Annotated in this window: 13 protein-coding genes; 6 read left to right on the top strand and 7 right to left on the bottom strand. The window is 66.8% G+C overall.

Annotated features, from left to right (window positions below):
* The first annotated feature begins 99 nt into the window (after window positions 1–99).
* Window positions 100–1,302, top strand: a complete 1,203-nt coding sequence (locus ABIC94_RS12855) for an ammonium transporter (protein ID WP_354373385.1) — start codon at window positions 100–102, stop codon at window positions 1,300–1,302.
* A 169-nt stretch (window positions 1,303–1,471) separates the two neighbouring features.
* Window positions 1,472–2,407 (top strand): succinylglutamate desuccinylase/aspartoacylase domain-containing protein, encoded by a 936-nt coding sequence (locus ABIC94_RS12860; protein WP_354373386.1) that lies wholly within the window; start codon window positions 1,472–1,474, stop codon window positions 2,405–2,407.
* A 64-nt stretch (window positions 2,408–2,471) separates the two neighbouring features.
* On the opposite strand, the gene ABIC94_RS12865 is transcribed toward ABIC94_RS12860, so the two are convergent.
* The 3 genes from ABIC94_RS12865 to ABIC94_RS12875 are packed head-to-tail and all read right to left on the bottom strand — an operon-like array spanning window position 2,472 to window position 5,794.
* Window positions 2,472–3,389 (bottom strand): peptidoglycan DD-metalloendopeptidase family protein, encoded by a 918-nt coding sequence (locus ABIC94_RS12865; protein WP_354373387.1) that lies wholly within the window; start codon window positions 3,387–3,389, stop codon window positions 2,472–2,474.
* A 42-nt stretch (window positions 3,390–3,431) separates the two neighbouring features.
* Window positions 3,432–3,968, bottom strand: coding sequence for a pseudouridine synthase (locus ABIC94_RS12870; protein WP_055799122.1), 537 nt, complete (start codon window positions 3,966–3,968; stop codon window positions 3,432–3,434).
* Entirely contained in the window at window positions 3,968–5,794 is a 1,827-nt protein-coding gene (locus ABIC94_RS12875) for a glutamine--tRNA ligase/YqeY domain fusion protein (RefSeq protein WP_354373388.1), read from the bottom strand. Before ABIC94_RS12875 ends, ABIC94_RS12870 begins: the two co-directional genes overlap by 1 nt.
* A gap of 134 nt (window positions 5,795–5,928) precedes the next feature.
* Between ABIC94_RS12875 and ABIC94_RS12880 the strand changes: the two genes are divergently transcribed.
* Window positions 5,929–6,282, top strand: a complete 354-nt coding sequence (locus tag ABIC94_RS12880; protein WP_354373389.1) for a hypothetical protein — start codon at window positions 5,929–5,931, stop codon at window positions 6,280–6,282.
* Between the two features lie 92 nt (window positions 6,283–6,374).
* Here ABIC94_RS12880 and ABIC94_RS12885 read toward each other — a convergent pair whose 3' ends face one another.
* The 4 genes from ABIC94_RS12885 to ABIC94_RS12900 all read right to left on the bottom strand — a co-directional run bounded on the left by ABIC94_RS12885 (window position 6,375) and on the right by ABIC94_RS12900 (window position 9,188).
* The gene (locus ABIC94_RS12885) at window positions 6,375–7,214 is read right to left on the bottom strand and encodes a LytR/AlgR family response regulator transcription factor (RefSeq protein WP_354373390.1); all 840 of its coding nucleotides are present in this window, start codon (window positions 7,212–7,214) and stop codon (window positions 6,375–6,377) included.
* A complete protein-coding gene (locus ABIC94_RS12890) occupies window positions 7,211–8,305 on the bottom strand; it encodes a sensor histidine kinase (RefSeq protein WP_354373467.1) in 1,095 nt (364 codons plus the stop codon). Before ABIC94_RS12890 ends, ABIC94_RS12885 begins: the two co-directional genes overlap by 4 nt.
* Complete coding sequence (locus tag ABIC94_RS12895; RefSeq protein WP_354373391.1) at window positions 8,305–8,598, bottom strand: 2TM domain-containing protein; 294 nt, start codon at window positions 8,596–8,598, stop codon at window positions 8,305–8,307. The genes ABIC94_RS12890 and ABIC94_RS12895 overlap by 1 nt, the downstream gene beginning before the upstream one ends.
* Window positions 8,599–8,666: 68 nt before the next feature.
* Window positions 8,667–9,188 carry a DUF6622 family protein gene (locus tag ABIC94_RS12900; RefSeq protein WP_354373392.1) on the bottom strand — a complete coding sequence of 174 codons (522 nt, stop codon included), beginning with the start codon at window positions 9,186–9,188 and terminating at the stop codon, window positions 8,667–8,669.
* A gap of 226 nt (window positions 9,189–9,414) precedes the next feature.
* Here ABIC94_RS12900 and ABIC94_RS12905 point away from each other — a divergent pair, with 226 nt between their 5' ends.
* The 3 genes from ABIC94_RS12905 to ABIC94_RS12915 are packed head-to-tail and all read left to right on the top strand — an operon-like array spanning window position 9,415 to window position 17,136.
* Entirely contained in the window at window positions 9,415–10,746 is a 1,332-nt protein-coding gene (locus ABIC94_RS12905) for an efflux RND transporter periplasmic adaptor subunit (RefSeq protein WP_354373393.1), read from the top strand.
* A 43-nt stretch (window positions 10,747–10,789) separates the two neighbouring features.
* Entirely contained in the window at window positions 10,790–13,897 is a 3,108-nt protein-coding gene (locus ABIC94_RS12910) for an efflux RND transporter permease subunit (RefSeq protein WP_354373394.1), read from the top strand.
* Window positions 13,894–17,136 carry an efflux RND transporter permease subunit gene (locus ABIC94_RS12915; protein WP_354373395.1) on the top strand — a complete coding sequence of 1,081 codons (3,243 nt, stop codon included), beginning with the start codon at window positions 13,894–13,896 and terminating at the stop codon, window positions 17,134–17,136. The genes ABIC94_RS12910 and ABIC94_RS12915 overlap by 4 nt, the downstream gene beginning before the upstream one ends.
* The last annotated feature ends 1 nt before the right edge of the window (window position 17,137 follow it).

Below are 17,137 nucleotides of genomic sequence, written 5' to 3' on the forward strand. Positions count from 1 at the left end.
GAAAGAGCCTTCAGGCACCATTTTTGCTTCCTTGTGGCGCTGCCTCGGGCAATCCGGGTGCAATGCACCAATTCAAACCAAAAACTGCAAGAAGCTCCAATGGACGCACTCAAACAGGGCGCAGACGCGCTGTTCATCCTTCTCGGCGCCATCATGGTGTTTGCCATGCATGCCGGTTTCGCCTTTCTGGAACTGGGCACCGTGCGCAAGAAGAACCAGGTCAATGCGCTGGTCAAGATCCTGGTCGACTTCTCGGTCTCGACCATCGTGTACTTCCTGGTGGGCTACGGCGTGGCCTACGGCACCCACTTCTTCGTAGGCGCCACCGAGCTGGCGGCCAAGAGCGGGTACGAGCTGGTGAAGTTCTTCTTCCTGCTGACCTTTGCCGCGGCCATTCCGGCCATCATTTCGGGCGGCATTGCCGAACGCGCCAAGTTCTGGCCGCAACTCATCGGTACGGCGGTCATCGTCGGCTTTGTGTATCCGCTGTACGAGGGCATCGCCTGGAACAAGGCCTTCGGCATCCAGGGCTGGATCGCCTCGGTCACCGGCCACGAGTTTCATGACTTTGCCGGTTCGGTGGTGGTGCACGCGGTGGGCGGCTGGCTCGCATTGCCCGCTGTGCTGCTGCTGGGCGCACGCCGCAACCGCTACCGCGGCGACGGCTCGCTGAGCGCCCATCCGCCGTCGAACATTCCTTTTCTGGCGCTGGGCGCATGGATCCTGTGCGCGGGCTGGTTCGGCTTCAACGTGATGAGTGCGCAGACCATCGACAAGATCTCCGGCCTGGTGGCCGTGAACTCGCTCATGGCCATGGTGGGCGGCACGCTGGTCGCGCTGGCCATGGGCAAGAACGACCCCGGCTTTGTCTACAACGGCCCGCTCGCCGGGCTGGTGGCCGTGTGCGCCGGCTCCGACCTGATGCACCCGCTGGGCGCGCTGGTGGTGGGCGGCGTGGCCGGCGCCATCTTCGTCTTCATGTTCACGCTCACGCAGAACAAATGGAAGATCGACGACGTGCTCGGCGTGTGGCCGCTGCACGGCCTCTGCGGCACCTGGGGCGGCATTGCGGCCGGCATCTTCGGTACGCAGGCGCTGGGCGGCATCGGTGGGGTGAACGTGTGGGCCCAGCTCATCGGCACGTTGATGGGCGTGGCATGGGCTGCACTTGCGGGGGCGGCGGTGTACGGCGTACTCAAGGCCGCCATGGGCCTGCGGCTCACGCAGGAAGAGGAATACGACGGCGCCGATCTGTCGATTCACCACATTTCGGCGACGCCGGAGCGTGAGGTGAACTGGTAAACGGAGCGGGCTGAAGCGTATGCATTCGGCTTGCGAAAAGACGGGGTAGAGCAATGCCGCCCGGTATGCGCTTGTTCGCCTGATTTAGCTGCGGCCAGCACAAGAGCAAAAAAGCGCGGCCTGTAGCAAACTCGCCCGACCGCTCCGCTTGAATACTCACCACCGCCCAATGACCCAAACGCCCCCCGCCCTCGAAGTCCTCCCCCGCGACCTTTCCGCCTACCGCAAGGGCAACGTCGGCATCGACTATGTGCACCGTTTCGAGTCCGGCAAGCCAGGCCCGCACGTGCTGATCAACGCGCTCACGCACGGCAACGAAATCTGCGGCATGACCGCCGCCACGCATCTGCTCGACACCAACGTGCGCCCGAAAATCGGCACGCTGACCGTGAGCTTTGCCAATGTGGAAGCGTACGAGTCCTTCGACAAGGCGCTGCCCTTCGACAGCCGTCAGCTGGTGCACAACCTCAACCGCATCTGGTCGCCCGCATGGCTCGACGGCACCGAAGACAGCCCCGAACTGCGCCGCGCTCGCGTGCTGCGCCCGGTGGTGAGCGCGGCCGACCACATCCTGGACATTCACTCCACCAGCCAGCCCGTGATTCCGTTCTGGGTGTACCCCGCCTACGACCGCAATGCCGAAGCGGCGCTGGCCATCGGCCGCCCCTCGGTGCACCTGGTCATGCCCGACGGCCTGGGCTCAGGCACGCCGCTGATCCAGCATGGCCGCCATGGCCTGCCCGAAGGCAAGGGCGTGGCGCTGGTGGCGGAGTGCGGCCAACACTTTCTGCGCTCTGCGTCGGAGCTGGCCACCGCCATCTCGCTCGACTTTCTGGCGCACTTCGGCCTTATCGACAAGGACCCGGCTGCGCCCGCGCCCGGTCCGCAACGCCGCTTCGAACTGCTGCAGACCCACGTCATCAAGTCGGAAGAGTTTGCGTTCGTGCGCCCGCTGATCGGCTTCGAGACCTTTGCCAAGGGCGAGCTGATTGCCATCAACGGACCTGACGAGATTCGCGCGCCATGCGATGAGTGCACGATCTTCATGCCCGCGCAGCGCGTGATCGTGGGGCGCGAGGCGGTGTATTTGACGAAGCCGATCTGAGGTCGGTCGGCAGAACAGGCGACGACGATTTCAGGAGTGAACGCGTCGCCGATGCAGGGTCATCTCAAGCCGCAATGAACAGCGCCGGATCCACCATCGCCCGATTCAGCATCACGGACCAATGCAGATGCGGCCCCGTCACGCGCCCGGTGGCGCCCACGGCGGCAAGCTGCTCGTCGGTCTTCAGCACGTCGCCTACTTTCACATCCACTCGGCTCAGGTGGCAATACATCGTCAGCAAACCGCCGCCGTGGTCGAGCCACACCGTGCCGCCGTTGAAGAAATAGTCGCCCGTGTCGATCACTCGCCCCGGCAGCGGCGCCAACACCGGTGTGCCGGTGCCGGCCGCGATGTCCATGCCGCTGTGCGGATTGCGCGACTGGCCGTTGAACACGCGGCGCAGGCCGAATGAGCTGGAGCGGCGGCCCGGTACGGGGACGCGCATCTGCAGCGCGGCATCGGGCCGCAGATCGGTGAACGTGGCCATCACGGTGGCCAGATGCGTGCGTTCTCGCTCGTAGCGTGCTTCGTTTTCGGGCGACAGGTCGACCGTGCGCGGTGGCACTGTCAGGCGTTGCTCGCGGTACTGCTTTGGGGCTACGGTGTAGGCGACCTGTTTTTCGGCGCCGCTCTCGGGGCGCACAACGATGCTTGCGTCGCCTGGAGTGGCTGCGAGCGGAATGCCCACCAGCGCCGTCCACTCGATGGCGTCGCCCAGCACGAGCAATGGCACATCGCCTGAAAAGGCGGCCGGTCGTCTGGCATTCGGACCGAGCGACAGTCGCGCGACGCCGCCCGGCACCTGGGACGCGTGCGGCCAGACGTCGGGGCGCTGTTGTTGCTTCGGCTTCGCAGGGGGCGCGGCATTGACGTGCGTTGCAGCAGGCAGCGCCAGCAGGCTCAGCGTGCCGAGCAATGCGTGGCGGCGATTCAGCAGAGCGGGCGAGAGGAGGTCGGGAAAATGGGATCGATTGCTGCGCATACGAGATCGAATGAATGAAAGGTGTGCGGTGGCGCTATTGCGCTATTCCAGCCAGGTGCCGGGCGCCAATCCGTCCAGCGTGTGCGGCCCGATGGCAGCGCGAATCAGGCGCAGGGTGGGAAGCCCCACGGCGGCGGTCATGCGCCGCACCTGACGGTTGCGGCCTTCGCTGATCGCCAGCTCCAGCCATGCGGTGGGAATGCTCTTGCGTTCGCGAATGGGCGGTTGCCGCGCCCACACATCGGGCGGGGGATCGAGCAGGCGCGCACGGGCCGGGCGCGTGAGGCCGTCGTTGAGCTGCACACCTTGGCGCAACGCGGCAAGCGCCTCCTCAGTGGGCACGCCTTCCACCTGCACCCAATAGGTTTTCTCCATCTTGAAGCGCGGATCGGCGATGCGCGCCTGCAGCTGGCCGTCGTTGGTGAGCAGCAGCAGACCCTCGCTGTCGGCATCGAGGCGGCCGGCGACGTAGACGCCGGGAATGTCGATGAAGTCTTTCAGCCCGCGCCAGCGGCCCTCGGGCGTGAACTGGCTGAGCACGCCGTAGGGCTTGTTGAAGCGGATCAGGCGGGAAGGGATTACTTGCCCCAGCTGTCCCGCATGCCCGCGGCGCGATTGAACACCCGCTTGCCGTCTGCACCCGCCTGCGCATCGAGCACGAAGTACCCGTGCCGCTCGAACTGAAATGCCGCGCCGTCTTCAGCCTTGGCCAGTGACGGCTCCACGAACGCAGAGCAGGTTTCAAGGCTGGCCTTGTTCAGCTCATCCATCAGCTCCCCGCTGCCCGGATTGGCGGCCGCAAACAGCCGTTCATACAAGCGCACTTCGGCCTGCATTGCATCCGCCGCGGCCACCCAGGTGATGTTGCCCTTCACCTTGATGGCATCTGCACCGGGCGTGCCGCTCTTGGTGTCGGGCACCAGCGTGGCCTGCACTTCGATGAGCTTGCCGCTCGCGTCCTTGGTGCCGCCGGTGCATTCGATGACGTGGCCGTACTTGAGCCGCACCTTGTTGCCCGGGAACAGGCGGAAGAAGCCCTTGGGCTGCACTTCTTCGTAGTCGGTGCGCTCGATCCACACCTCGCGGCCGAGCTTGAACTCGCGCTTGCCCATTTCGGGGTGGTGCGGGTGCACGGGGGCGGAGCAGTCGTCGAGGACGCTTTCATCCTTGTTGGGGCCGCCCATCAGCTCGCCCCAGTTGGTAATCACCAGCTTGACGGGGTCGAGCACGGCCATGGCGCGGGGCGCCGTGGGGTCGAGCGTGTCGCGCAGCGCGGCCTCCAGGCTGGCGTAGTCGATCCAGCCGCCGGACTTGGTGGTGCCGCTGCGTTCGCAGAACAGGCGCAGCGCCTCGGGCGTGTAGCCGCGGCGGCGCAGGCCGGCCAGGGTGGGCATGCGGGGGTCGTCCCAGCCGTCGACGTGCTTTTCTTCGACCAGCTGGCGCAGCTTGCGCTTGCTGGTGAGCACGTGCGTGACGTTGAGCCGCGCAAATTCATACTGGCGCGGATGCGGGCTGGCGATGAGGCCGCCTTCGGCCAGCCGGTCGAGCAGCCAGTCGTAGAACGGGCGCTGGTCTTCGAACTCCAGCGTGCAGATGGAATGGGTGATCTGCTCGAGCGCGTCTTCGATGGGGTGCGCAAAGGTGTACATCGGGTAGATGCACCACTTGTCGCCGGTGTTGTGGTGGGTGGCACGGCGCACGCGGTACAGCGCGGGGTCGCGCATGTTGATGTTGGTGCTGGCCATGTCGATCTTGGCGCGCAGGATGGCGGCGCCATCGGCCACCTGGCCACCCTGCATGGCGCGGAAGCGCGCAAGGTTTTCTTCGGGCGTGCGGGTGCGGAAGGGGCTGTCGGTGCCGGGCGTGTTGAAGTCGCCGCGGTTCGCGCGCACTTCGTCGGCCGTCTGTTCGTCCACGTAGGCGAGGCCGGCGCCGATGAGGTATTCGGCGGCCTCGTACATGAAGTCGAAGTAGTCGCTCGCAAAGTACTCGTGCGGCTGCAGGGTGCCCGGCGCGCTGGGGCGGTCGGCCAGGTAGGTCTCGTAACCGAGCCATTTGACGGCGTCGCGGATGGAGTCGACGTATTCCTGCTCTTCTTTTTCGGGGTTGGTGTCGTCGAAGCGCAGGTGGCACACGCCGCCGTATTCCCTGGCCAGCTCGAAATTGAGCCAGATGCTCTTGGCATGGCCGATGTGCAGGTAGCCGTTGGGTTCGGGCGGAAAACGCATGCGCACCCTGGCCGGATCGGCCATGCCCTGGGCGTGATGGGCAGCGTCGCCGGGCGAACCGCCCCATTTGCGGCCAGAATAGGCACCCTGCGCAAGGTCGTTTTCGATCACGTGGCGCAAGAAATTACTCGGTGCAGCGGCTGTTTTTGCGCTGTCTTTGTCGGTCGGGGAGGTCATTGCGGCATTCTAGAGTGCACCCCCCGCCAGTTACTTTTGGCAACGTTCTTCACACTACGGCGGGCAACCGCTTTGCATTTGGCGCGTTCAATACCTACATGGGCGGGTAACGCCCCAACCAGGAGTCCAAGATCATGAGCCTCACACGTTCAACCTTCTTCAAATGGGCCGCCGCGGGTGTCGTGGCAGCCGGTGCTTTGTTTGCGGCCACTTCGGCCAGTGCCCGCGGTGACGTGAGCTGGTCAATCGGCGTGGGTCTGCCGGGGGTTGCCGTGGGAGTGGGCGCTCCGGCCTACTATCCGGCCCCGGTTTATTCGGCCCCCGCGCCGGTGTACTACGACGCGCCGCCCCCGGTGTACTACCGTCCGCCGCCGCCGGTCTATTACCGCCCGGCACCGGTGTACTACGCGCCGCCGGCGTATTACGCACCGCGTGGCTACTACCGCGGCGGTTATGGGCACGGCCACGGCCATCGCCACTGGCGTTAAGCCATAGCGCCTTCAAGGCGCGATTCGCAAAGTCAAAAAAAGCCGGTTCCCTTGAAGGAGTCGGCTTTTTCATGCGCGTTCGACTGTCGATTTCACATGGCGCGAAAGAGGTGGCCATAAAGCCGGCTGACGGGAATTTTTTCGGGCCGACCCTTCAGGTCCAGGTGCAGCTTGCCGGCCTCGTCGCGATGCACCGCCTCGATGGCCGAACTGCGCACCACCACCGCGCGGTGGACCTGCCAGAAGACCTCGGGGTCGAGCTGGGTCAGCAGCTGCTTCAGCGGCGTGCGAATCAGGTATTCGTGCGTGGCGGTCAGCACGCGAATGTATTTGTCGGCCGCCTCGAAATACAGCACCTCGTCGATCGGGACCATGCGCACGGTGCTGCCGCCGGCTTCGCTGGCGGCAATCATGCGCAGCGGGGCAGTGGAAGCGGGCAGTGCCGACCCGCCGTTGCCCGCGGCGGCCAGCACCTGGCGCCACTGTGCAAGGGTTCTCTCCAGCGCTTCGTCGGCTGCGGCGGGGGCCGGCTTTGTCTGCTGCTGCGCTGCCAATGCCTGCTGAAGCCGAAGCACGGTCTTGCGCAGGCGCTCGGGCTGCACGGGCTTGAGCACGTAGTCGATGGCCTGGGTCTCGAAGGCGCGGGCGGCGTATTCGTCGTAGGCGGTCACGAAGACGAGTTGCGGCATGGGCGCCTCGTCGGTGGGCCAGCGGTCGGCCAGTTCCGCGGCGGCACCCAGGCCGTCGAGGCCGGGCATGCGGATGTCGAAGAACAGCACCTGCGGCAGCAGCCGCAGCGCCTCGCGCACGGCGCTGCGGCCGTCGCCCGCGGTGGCAAGCAGTTGCAGCTCGGGCCATGCCGCGGCAAGTTCGGCCTTGAGGGCGTGGGCGAGCAGGGGCTCGTCTTCGGCGATGAGGGCGGTGGGATTCATGGGTGGGGCTGCAATGGAAAGCTGAGTGTGGCAAGGGTTCCGCCCGAAGGCCCGGCGGCCAGGCTCATGCGGCCCTGGTCGCCATACACGGTGGCAAGCCGTTCGCGCACCTGCTCGAGCCCGAAACCGCTGCCTTCGCCGCCTTCGTCACTTTCGATCGGCGAGGGCCGGGCCGCGTCGAGGCCGACACCGGTGTCACTCACTTCGATGACGAGCCGACCCGCCTCTTGCCGTGCACGCACGACGATCTCGCCGCCTTCCACCTTGGGCTCGAGCCCGTGGCGGATGCTGTTTTCAACCAGCGGCTGCAGCAGCAGCGGCGGCACCGGCGTGTCGCGCAATTCAGCGGGCAGATCGAGTGTGTAACGCAGTCGCTCGCCCATGCGCACCGACATCAGTTCGAGGTAATCGGCCAGCCGTTCGAACTCGGCCGACAGAGGATGCGCCAGGGCGCGCGAGCCGCTGAGCGTCATGCGCAGGTAGTTGTTCAGGCGGTCGAGCATGGCCACGGCGCGCGGCGGATCGGTCGTGATCAGCACGCGAAGGTTGGCCAGCGTGTTGAACAGCATGTGCGGTTCAAGCTGTGTTTCGAGCAGCTTGAGCCGCGCCTCCGTGGCGTTGCGCTGCGCCACGTTGAGTTGGCCCTGCATGTGCCTGCTCTTGCCGAGGCTGTAGAAGAAGTAGGAGATGCCGGCGGTGGCTGCCAGCGTGATGGCAATGGTGGAGACCATCTTCGCCTGGCCCAGCTTATAGAACGCGAACATCGGCCGGCCGCTCCATGCATCGCCAATGGCCTGGCCCGCGAAAAAGCCGATGGTCACGCTCACCGCCACCAGCACGACGCCGCGCGCACCGCGGGGCCAGCGGATGGGCTCCTGCCCGCTCAGCAGCAGCCGGCCCACGTCGATGAGAAACCAGCTGATGAGTCCGATAGACAGCGAATAGACAAGCTGCTCGCTCCAGCGGCCGCCTCCGGATGCGGTGATGGCGGCCGCAATGACGCAGCAGCAGGCTGCGGTGATCAGGCCGTGCCGCAGCAGGTCCCGCAGGTTCTCGGCCCGGGAAACCACCCTGGGAGGCGGGGCTGCTATCAAGAATCGCCTCCACGCAGCGTGCGGCGTTCGCGCTCCACCAGCCGGTCATAAAAACTGCCGCCGGGCGCAATGAACCAGATGACGGCGCCGTGAATCAGCAGGCCCAGGCCCCAGCCCATGAGCGGATACACCGCCCAGCTGTGGCCGCGCGAAGCGGAGATAGCCACCAACCCGAGGTTGACCAGTACATAGACGAAGGCATGGATGTACCAGCCCATCTTGGCGCCGGCGCGGCGGCGGGCGCGCTTTTCGATGTCGCCGGCGGAAGGGTTCGCTTGTGTGGTGTTCATGACAGTTCTCCGATAACGAATGGCTTGAATGGCTGGTTTGGCGGCAGTCGATGAATCGGCTGGCGATCTTAGGCCGCACGGGCTTCGATGGCCACGGCGTCGGTGCGGGCGGCCAGCTTCCAAAGCCGCACGGCGCGCGCCGCGAAAATGCCGCTGAAAGCGCCGTACAGCATGGGAATCGCGACGGCGAAGCTGGCCTGCTGGCGCAGTTCGGGGTGCATGGCCAGGGACACGCCCACCACGTACTTGGTGAGGAAAATGCCCATCATCAGCACCAGCGGTACCGCGCTGCCGGCCACATGAAACTCGCGTGCCGCACGGTCGTAGCGGGTGCTGGCGGGCAAGGGGCTCTGGAGTACCAGCAGCACCAGCGCGGCCGCCGCAACGGCCCAGCCGAGCAGGGCGCCGGGCGAGTCGCCGAAGGCCGAGATCACGCCGGCCAGCGAGAGGCCGGTCATGGCAATCGGCATCACGGTGACCTTGGTCAGGCTGACGCTGCCGGACAGCAGTTGCTTGCAGCCGAGCCACAGAAGCAGCGCGAAGACGGCGAAGACCCACTTCGGGGTGTGAAGAATGATTTGCAGCAGCATGGCGGTTCTCCGTTGAAAAGGCGATTCGATGGGCCGGACTGTGCCGGCGCCCCCATGCAGTCGCCACCGGCCTGCGACGAAATGCAAGCCGGCGGCGCGAGACGCAGCCAGCCGGCGCGAAACGCGCCGTTTTCCGGAGCTTTACCGGCGCTTTACGGTTCGGAAGACAGGAGCGCTACGATCCAGCGCTCCACTAGCGGCTGTACTTGCGCACTGCCACACACACATGGAATCACCGAACTCCGAGCCTTCTTCCGGCGATTCGCCTGCTGTTCAACCGGTACACCCTGCCTCGTCTCCACCTCCCCGGCCGCCTTCGCGCCGCAGAATCTGGCTCGGCAGCCTGATCGCGCTGCTGTTGCTGGTGGTGCTGGGAGGCGGCGCCTGGTACCTCATCAACCGCAAGAGCAGCTCCGCCGGCGGGCCGGGCTTCGGCGGTGCGACCGTCACGGTCGGCAACGCAAGGGCACGCGAGATCGAATTGCCGGTGACCATCGACGCGCTCGGCACCGTCACGCCGCTGGCAACCATCACGCTCAAGGCGCAGGTCGGCGGCGTGCTGACCGAGGTCCTGTTCACCGAAGGGCAGACGGTCGCCAAGAACCAACTGCTCGCGCGCATCGATCCCCGGCCCTACGAGCAGGCGCTGATGCAGGCCCGCGGCACGCGCCAGCGCGACGAGGCGCAGCTCGAGGCGGCGCGCGTCACGCTCGTGCGCTACCGCACGCTGCTGGGGCAAGACTCCATTGCCCGGCAAGACGTCGACACCCAGGCTGCGCTGGTCCGCCAGCTCGAAGGCACCGTCACCACCGACCTGGCCGCCGAGGCCGCCGCCAAGCTGAACCTCGACTACACCCGCATCACCTCGCCCGTGGCCGGCCGCATCGGCCTGCGCGCGGTGGATGCGGGCAACACCGTCACGGCCAACGCGACCACGGGCATCGCGGTCATCACGCAGATGAACCCGATCGACGTGCAGTTCTCGGTGCCGCAAGACCGCGTGCCAGACATCCAGACCCAGCTTGCCAAGGGCGAGCCGCTGCCGGTCACCGCCTTCGACCGTACCCGCGCGGCCACGCTCGACACGGGCACCTTCTCCACGCTCGACAACGTGGTCGACACCACCACCGGCACCGTCAGGGCCAAGGCCCGCTTCGGCAATGCACAGACCACGCTGTTCCCGAGCCAGTTTGTCAATGTGCAGTTGCTGCTGCGCAAGGTGCGCGCGGTGGTGGTGCCGGTCACGGCGGTGCGCACCGGCCCCAATGGCGACTACGTGTATGTCATCAACGAAGACCGCACCGTCTCCATGCGCCAGGTGAAGCGCGGCGAGGCGAATGTCGATGTGGTGGCCATCACTTCGGGCCTGCAGGCCGGCGAAAACGTCGTGACCGAGGGCGGCGACCGCATCAAGGACGGCGGCGTCGTGCAGCTCCAGGGCGACCGGCCCGCTGCAGGCCCGCGCGGCGGCGCCTCGGGCCCGCGCGGTGCGGCATCGGGCCCACGCGGAGCGCGTGGCGAAGGCGGAGAGCGGCGGCGCCAGCGTCCGCCGCAATGACGAGCAATAGCAGCAACCCACGGAACCAGCGAGCGCGTTCGCGATGAGCCCCTCACGCCCTTTTATCGAACGGCCGGTGGCCACGGCGCTGCTGATGGTCGCCATCGTGCTGGCCGGCTTCGTGGGCTTGCGGCTGCTGCCGCTGGCCGCGCTGCCGCAGGTCGACTACCCGACCATCCAGGTGCAGACCCTCTACCCGGGCGCCAGCCCCGAGGTGATGAGCCGCACCGTTACCGCGCCGCTCGAGCGTCAGTTCGGGCAAATGGCCGGGCTCAACCGCATGAGCTCGGTGAGCTCAGCGGGCGTGTCGATCGTCACGCTGCAGTTCGCGCTCGACCAGACCCTCGACGTGGCCGAACAGCAGGTGCAGGCCGCCATCAATGCCGGCGGCTCGCTGCTGCCGGCCGACCTGCCGGCGCCGCCCGTGTACGCCAAGGTGAACCCGGCCGACGCGCCCATTCTCTCGCTGGCGGTGAGCTCCGAGACCATGCCGCTCACCGAGGTGCAGAACCTCGTGAACACGCGGCTCGCGCAGAAGATCAGCCAGGTCAGCGGCGTGGGGCTGGTGTCGCTTTCGGGCGGGCAGCGTCCGGCCGTGCGCATCCAGGCCGACACCAATGCGCTGGCTTCGGTTGGCATTGGGCTGGACACGCTGCGCAGCGCCATCACCGCGGCCAACGCCAACAGCGCCAAGGGCAGCTTCGACGGCCCGCGGCGGGCCTACACCATCAACGCGAACGACCAGCTCGTGACGGCGGACGACTACAAGAACCTCATCGTCGCGTGGAAGAACGGCGCGCCGGTGAAGATGACCGACGTGGCGCGCGTGGTCGACGGTGCCGAGAACACGCAGCTGGGCGCCTGGGCCGCGCTGCGCACCGGCGAGCAGCAACCCGCGCTGTACCCGGCCATCATCCTGAACGTGCAGCGCCAGCCGGGCGCCAACGTAATCGGCACTGTCGACGCCATCAAGAAGCAGTTGCCCGAGCTCGAGGCCTCGCTGCCGGGCTCGCTGAAGGTGGAGGTGCTGAGCGACCGCACCACCGGCATCCGCGCCTCGGTCTCGCACGTGCAGCTCGAACTCGGGTTGGCGGTGGTGATGGTGGTGCTGGTGATCTTCTTCTTTTTGCACAGCGTGCGCGCGACCATCATCGCCAGCCTTGCGGTGCCGATCTCGCTCATCGGCACGTGCGGGCTGATGTACCTGCTGGGCTACAGCCTCAACAACCTGAGCCTGATGGCGCTGACCATTGCCACCGGCTTCGTGGTGGACGACGCGATCGTCATGATCGAGAACATCGCCCGCTACCTGGAAGAGGGCGAGCCGCCATTCAAGGCCGCGCTCAAGGGGGCCACGCAAATCGGCTTCACCATCATCTCGCTCACGGTGTCGCTCATCGCGGTGCTGATTCCGCTCTTGTTCATGGGCGACGTGGTGGGCCGGCTGTTCCGCGAGTTCGCCGTCACGCTGGCCATCACCATCCTGATTTCCGCCGTGGTGTCGCTCACGCTGGTGCCGATGATGTCGGCGCGCTGGCTCAAGCCCCAAGCCGAAGAGGGCGGGCGCTTCGGTGCCAGCGTGCAGCGCTTCTTTGACCGCGTGATTGCCCGCTACGACGTGTGGCTGCAATGGGTGCTGCGCCACCAGCTGCTGACGCTCATCGTGGCGGTGGCCACGCTGGCGCTTACCGTGCTGCTTTACGTGGTGATTCCCAAGGGCCTGTTTCCGACGCAGGACACCGGGCAGCTGCAGGCGCGCATCGAGGCGGCACAGGACGTGTCGTATACGCGCATGGCCGAGCTGCAGCAGCAAGCCGCCAACGCCATCCTGGCCGACCCCGAGGTGGCGAGCGTGAGCTCGGTGGTGGGCGTGGACGCGGCCAACAACACGGCGCTGAACACTGGCAGCATGCTCATCAACATGCGCGCCGACCGCGGCAACCAGGAAGACACGATGCAGCGCCTGCGCGAGCGGGTGCGCGCCGTGGCGGGCGTGACGCTGTATTTGCAGCCCACGCAAGACCTGACCATCGATGCCGAAACCGGTCCGACCGAGTTCCGCGTTTCGCTCGAAGGGGTGGACACCAACACCGTCGATGCCTGGGCGCAAAAGCTCGTGGAGCGCCTGCGCTCCGAACCGTTGGTGCGCAATGCCACCACCAACGCAGGCGCGAAGGGCCTGGCTGCCTATGTGGACATCGACCGCAACACGGCGTCGCGCCTCTCGGTCACGGCCAGTTCGGTGGACGACACGCTCTACAGTGCATTCGGCCAGCGCATCGTCTCGACCATCTTCACCGAAACCAACCAGTACCGCGTGATCCTCGAAGCGCAGCGCGAAGCCCTGGCCTCGCCGCAGCTGCTGGGCAACCTGCAATTGCGCACCGGCGGCGGTGGCGCGACCACGCTGTCGTCGATTGCCACGGTGCGCGAGCAGGCCGCGCCGCTGCAGGTGACGCACGTGGCGCAGTACCCTGCCGCCACGGTGGGCTTCGACACGGCCGAGAACGTGGCGCTCGGAAAATCGGTGGCGGCCATTCGCGCGGCGGCCAAGGAAATCGGCATGCCGGCGAGCATGACCATGAGCTTCCTGGGTGCGGCGGGGGCCTACGAAAAATCGCTCTCCAACCAGCTGTGGCTCATTCTGGCGGCGGTGGTGTGCGTGTACATCGTGCTGGGCGTGCTGTACGAGAGCTACATCCACCCGCTGACGATTCTCTCGACACTGCCCTCGGCCGGCGTGGGCGCGCTGCTTGCCTTGATGGTCACGGGCAACGACTTGGGCGTGATCGGCATCATCGGCATCATTCTTCTGATCGGCATCGTGAAGAAGAACGCGATCATGATGATCGACTTTGCCATCGACGCCGAGCGGCGCGAAGGCAAGTCGCCGCAGGAGGCCATTCACCAGGCGGCGCTGCTGCGCTTCCGGCCCATTCTGATGACCACGCTGGCGGCGCTTTTTGCGGCGCTGCCGCTGATGTTCGGCTGGGGCGAGGGCGCCGAGCTGCGCCGGCCGCTGGGCCTGGCCATCTTCGGCGGGCTGGTGGTGAGCCAGGTGCTCACGCTGTTCACCACGCCGGTGGTGTACCTGGCCTTTGACCGCATGGGCCGCCGGTTCGGGCGCAAGCCGGAGGTTGTGGCCGAATGAACCTCTCCAGGCCTTTCGTCGAACGCCCGATTGCGACGGTCTTGCTGACCATCGGCATCGCGCTGGCCGGGATTGCGGCGTTCTTCGTGCTGCCTGTGTCTCCGTTGCCCCAGGTCGACTTTCCCACCATCTCGGTCTCCGCCAGCCTTGCGGGTGCGAGCCCGAGCACCATGGCCTCGAGCGTTGCCACGCCGCTGGAGCGGCGGCTCGGCGTGATCGCGGGCGTCAACGAACTCACCTCGACCAGCTCGAACGGCTCGACCCGCATCAGCCTGCAGTTCGACCTGAAGCGCAACATCGACAGCGCCGCGCGCGAGGTGCAGGCGGCCATCAACGCGGCGCGGGCCGATCTGCCGGCCACCTTGCGCAGCAACCCGACCTACCGCAAGCGCAACCCCACGGCCGCGCCCATTGCGATTCTGGCGCTCACCTCCAAGACGCGCACGCCGGGGCAGATCTACGAGGCGGTGTCCAACATCGTGAGCCAGAAGCTCTCGCAGGTGGAAGGCGTGGGCGAGGTCGAGATCGGCGGCGGCTCGCTGCCGGCCGTGCGGGTGGAGCTCGAGCCCTTCTCGCTCAACCGCTTCGGCATCAGCAGCGAAGACGTGCGCGCCGCCATCCAGGCCAACAATGCCAACCGGCCCAAGGGCGCGATCGAGAACGACGACCGCCGGCTGCAGATCTACACGCCGTCCCCGGGCCGCCACGCCGTGGAGTACCGCGACATGGTCATTGCCTGGCGCAACGGCGCCGCCGTGAGGCTGGGCGACGTGGCGCGGGTGATCGACAGCGTGGAGAACACGCGCACGCTGGGCCTCTTCAACGGCCAGCCGGCGGTGATCGTGCTGGTCACGCAGGAGCCCGGCGCCAACATCATCGAGACCGTGGACGGCGTGCGCGAGCTGCTGCCCGAACTGCGCGCGCAGTTGCCGCAGGACATCGAGGTGCAGGTGGCCTCCGACCGCACCAACTCCATCCGCGCCTCGCTGCACGAGATCGAGGCCACGCTCATGATCTCCATCGCGCTGGTGGTGCTGGTGGTCGGCCTGTTCCTGCGCAAGGCGCGCGCCACCATCATTCCCGCGGTGGCCACGGTGGTGTCGCTGCTCGGCACCTTCGGCGTGATGCACCTGCTGGGCTACAGCCTCAACAACCTGAGCCTGATGGCGCTCACGGTGGCCACCGGCTTCGTGGTGGACGACGCCATCGTGGTGCTCGAGAACACCAGCCGCCACATCGAAGCCGGCGTGGGCCGCATCGAGGCGGCCCTGCGCGGCGCGCGCGAGGTGGGCTTTACCGTGCTGTCGATCAGCCTCTCGCTCGTTGCGGTGTTCATTCCGCTGCTGTTCATGGACGGGCAGATCGGCCGGCTGTTCCGCGAATTCGCGGTCACGCTGTCGGTGGCGGTGCTGATATCGCTGGTCATCTCTCTCACCACCACGCCCATGCTGTGCGCCATGCTGCTGAAGCCCGAGGAGCCCGACGCCAAGCCGCCGGGGCGCTTTGCGCGCATGTCGGAGAGCGTGTACCAGTGGAGCCTGCGCACCTATGCCCACAGCCTGGATTGGGCGCTCGCGAGCAAGGCCGTGGTCATGGTGGTGCTGCTGGCGGTGGTGGGCCTCAACGTGTATCTGTTCTCCGCCATTCCCAAGGGCTACTTCCCCGAGCAGGACAACGGCCAGCTCAATGCGGGCCTGCGCGCGGACCAGAGCATTTCGTCGGTGGCGCTGAGCGAAAAGCTGCGCCAGGCGGTCGACATCATCCACAAGGACCCGGCGGTCGACACCGTGGTGGGCTTCGCGGGCGGCAGCCGCTCGGGTGGCGGTTTCATGTTCGTCAATCTCAAGCCGCTGTCGCAGCGTACCGAGAAGACCGCGGCGGTCGTCAACCGGCTGCGGCCGCAGCTCAACCAGCTGACCGGCCTGCGCGTGTTCCTGAGCCCGGTGCAAGACCTGCGCATGGGCGGGCGCTCGAGCAATTCCACCTACCAGTACACGCTGAAGGGCGACAACCTCGCCGACCTGCGCACCTGGACCGCGAAGCTGGCGGACAGGCTGCGCCAGGAAACCGCGCTGACCGACGTCGACAGCGACCAGTCGGACAACGGCGTGGAGACCTTCGTCGACGTCAACCGCGAAAACGCCGCCCGGCTGGGCGTGACTTCGAGCGCGGTCGACAACGCGCTCTACAACGCCTACGGCCAGCGCTCGGTCGCCACCATCTACGACGAGCTCAACCAGTATTCCGTGATCATGGAGTGGGCGCCGCGCTACCAGCGCGCGCCCGTGGTGCTGAAGGACCTGTACGTGCCTTCGACGCTCACCACCAGCACCACCGCGAGCGGCGCCACCACCGTCAACTCCCTGGCCAATACCACCGATGCAAGCACCGGCACCTCGACCACCACCTCGGCCAACCCGGGGCTGCGCACTGCCTCCACCGGGCAGGCGCTGGCGGCGAACACCACGCTCATGGTGCCGCTTTCGGCCATTGCCAAGGTGAGCGAACGCGCGGTGCCGAGTTCCATCGACCACCAGGACACCGAACTCGCGAGCACCGTCTCGTTCAACCTGGGCGAGGGCGTCACGCTGCAAGAGGCGCGGCGCATCGTTGCGCAGGCCGAGGCGGACATTGCCATGCCGGTGAACGTGCGCGGCAGCTTCCAGGGCACGGCGCTGGCGGCGCAGCAGTCGCAGGGGCAGCAGCTGGCGCTCATCGTGGCGGCCATCGTGGTCATCTACATCGTGCTCGGCGTGCTCTACGAAAGCCTGATCCACCCGATCACGGTGCTGACCACGCTGCCTTCCGCGGGCGTGGGCGCGGTGCTGGCGCTGCTGCTGTTCCGCATGGAGTTTTCGATCATTGCGCTGATCGGGCTCTTCCTCCTGATCGGCATCGTGAAGAAGAACGCGATTCTGATCATCGACTTTGCGCTCGAGGCCGAGCGCGCGCGCGGCATCTCGGCCGTGGAAGCGGTGCGCGAGGCCTGCATGCTGCGCTTCCGGCCGATTCTCATGACCACGCTCGCCGCCGCACTGGGCGCGCTGCCGCTGGCCATCGGCTTCGGCCAGGGCTCCGAACTGCGCCAGCCGCTGGGCGTGGCAATCATCGGCGGCCTGGTGGCGAGCCAGCTGCTCACCTTGCTGACGACCCCCGTGGTCTACGTGTTGCTCGACAAGCTGCGCCGGCGTTCCGGCAGCGAGCGGCACCTGAGCCGCGCCGCGAGCTCGCCGACATGAA

Origin of the sequence: Variovorax paradoxus (genome assembly GCF_040544635.1) — a bacterium.
GTDB classification, from domain to species: Bacteria; Pseudomonadota; Gammaproteobacteria; order Burkholderiales; family Burkholderiaceae_C; genus Variovorax; species Variovorax paradoxus_R.

Coding starts and splice junctions, on each gene's coding strand:
- ABIC94_RS12855 (WP_354373385.1), top strand. CDS start 100: ATGGACGCACTCAAACAGGGCGCAGACGCGCTGTTCATCCTTCTCGGC.
- ABIC94_RS12860 (WP_354373386.1), top strand. CDS start 1,472: ATGACCCAAACGCCCCCCGCCCTCGAAGTCCTCCCCCGCGACCTTTCC.
- ABIC94_RS12865 (WP_354373387.1), bottom strand. CDS start 3,389: ATGCGCAGCAATCGATCCCATTTTCCCGACCTCCTCTCGCCCGCTCTG.
- ABIC94_RS12875 (WP_354373388.1), bottom strand. CDS start 5,794: ATGACCTCCCCGACCGACAAAGACAGCGCAAAAACAGCCGCTGCACCG.
- ABIC94_RS12880 (WP_354373389.1), top strand. CDS start 5,929: ATGAGCCTCACACGTTCAACCTTCTTCAAATGGGCCGCCGCGGGTGTC.
- ABIC94_RS12885 (WP_354373390.1), bottom strand. CDS start 7,214: ATGAATCCCACCGCCCTCATCGCCGAAGACGAGCCCCTGCTCGCCCAC.
- ABIC94_RS12895 (WP_354373391.1), bottom strand. CDS start 8,598: ATGAACACCACACAAGCGAACCCTTCCGCCGGCGACATCGAAAAGCGC.
- ABIC94_RS12900 (WP_354373392.1), bottom strand. CDS start 9,188: ATGCTGCTGCAAATCATTCTTCACACCCCGAAGTGGGTCTTCGCCGTC.
- ABIC94_RS12905 (WP_354373393.1), top strand. CDS start 9,415: ATGGAATCACCGAACTCCGAGCCTTCTTCCGGCGATTCGCCTGCTGTT.
- ABIC94_RS12910 (WP_354373394.1), top strand. CDS start 10,790: ATGAGCCCCTCACGCCCTTTTATCGAACGGCCGGTGGCCACGGCGCTG.
- ABIC94_RS12915 (WP_354373395.1), top strand. CDS start 13,894: ATGAACCTCTCCAGGCCTTTCGTCGAACGCCCGATTGCGACGGTCTTG.